Origin of the sequence: Pseudomonas sp. GL-RE-29 (assembly GCF_019947275.1) — a bacterium.
Classification (GTDB): domain Bacteria; phylum Pseudomonadota; class Gammaproteobacteria; order Pseudomonadales; family Pseudomonadaceae; genus Aquipseudomonas; species Aquipseudomonas fluorescens_A.
In genome coordinates this window covers 1-1,104 of record NZ_JAGYGD010000082.1, presented here as the reverse complement: position 1 = coordinate 1,104, position 1,104 = coordinate 1, and the positions used below count along the sequence as shown (strand labels likewise).

Here is a 1,104-nt window from a genome sequence, read left to right as displayed (position 1 = left end):
AATGCCACCCGGCACAGCTTGCGCGCGAGGATGACCAGGGCTTGGGTTTTTGCCAGGCCTCTGGCCAGATAGGACTCATAAAAAGGTTTCCAGATTGGAGATCGACAAGCCGCCATTGCCGCGTTGTGAGCCAAGCGCCGCAACTCCGTATCGCCTTTTTTGGACAGATGGCGAGGCCCGTTCTTCTTGCCTGAATCCTTTGCTCGCAAGTCCATCCCCAAAAAAGCAATGAATGCATCGCCGTTGGCGAAGTGTCCACGCATGAAGGCGGTCGCCAAGCCCATAGCCGTAAGCTCACCGATCCCTTCAATGGCTTTGCAACGCTTGATGTTCTCGGTGATGCCGGCCTCTTTGCTGACTTTGTGCAGTAATTTCTGAATAGCCTGCTCAGCTTGTTTGAAGGACTTCAATTGCCGGGCCAATTCATCTTTCAGAAGCGGTTCGCTCGACCAGCTCAGCGTGATGCCCACACGCACGTTGATGAGTTCTGCGCGTCTATGCAGCAGACTTTTCAACACCTTGTAGGCCTGCGGAGGTGGACTCCAGAGACGCAGTCGTTCCTGCTCGCTAGACAGGTAACGCGCCAGCAGGCGCGCATCACAAGGGTCGGTTTTCGCCCGCTGACCAATGCTTTCGCGGTAGTGGCTTAGCCGATAAGCATCCACAACGTAAACCCGGTGCCCCATTTCGTGGGCCAGTTCAACCGTGTCCAAGTGGTAAATGCTGGTGGCTTCCAAAGCAATTGAGCTTTGCGCAGGCAGCGCTTTGAGCCAACGGCCAAGCGTCTCCCGATCGTTGTTGACGGCTTCAGTGGTTTTTTCGTCTTCGCGGTAAGCGACGATTTCGGCCTTGGCCACATCAATACCGATTACCGTTGGCGAGGTAAGGATTGTCATGACGAATCCTCGGGGCTAGGGTTTAAGAGCTTGTCGGGGTTTACCCTTGCGCTGGCTTGCCTCTATCGTCGGTTGGTTTACCGATGAATTCCTTATCGGCGCTTCGGGTAGAAAGGGCGGGACGAGAAGTCTCCCACGGTCCGTACTGGCTAGAGTCGGAATCGAGCTTTTAGTCCCGCCCACCCCTTCAAGTCTAAACATACAAGCG

General features: G+C 55.1%; 1 protein-coding gene. It reads right to left on the bottom strand.

Features of this window, described 5'->3' with window-relative positions:
* Positions 1-896 (bottom strand): IS110 family transposase (locus KGB21_RS29320; RefSeq protein ID WP_223507547.1); only part of this gene is annotated, 896 nt, incomplete at its 3' end.
* Positions 897-1,104 lie beyond the last annotated feature (208 nt).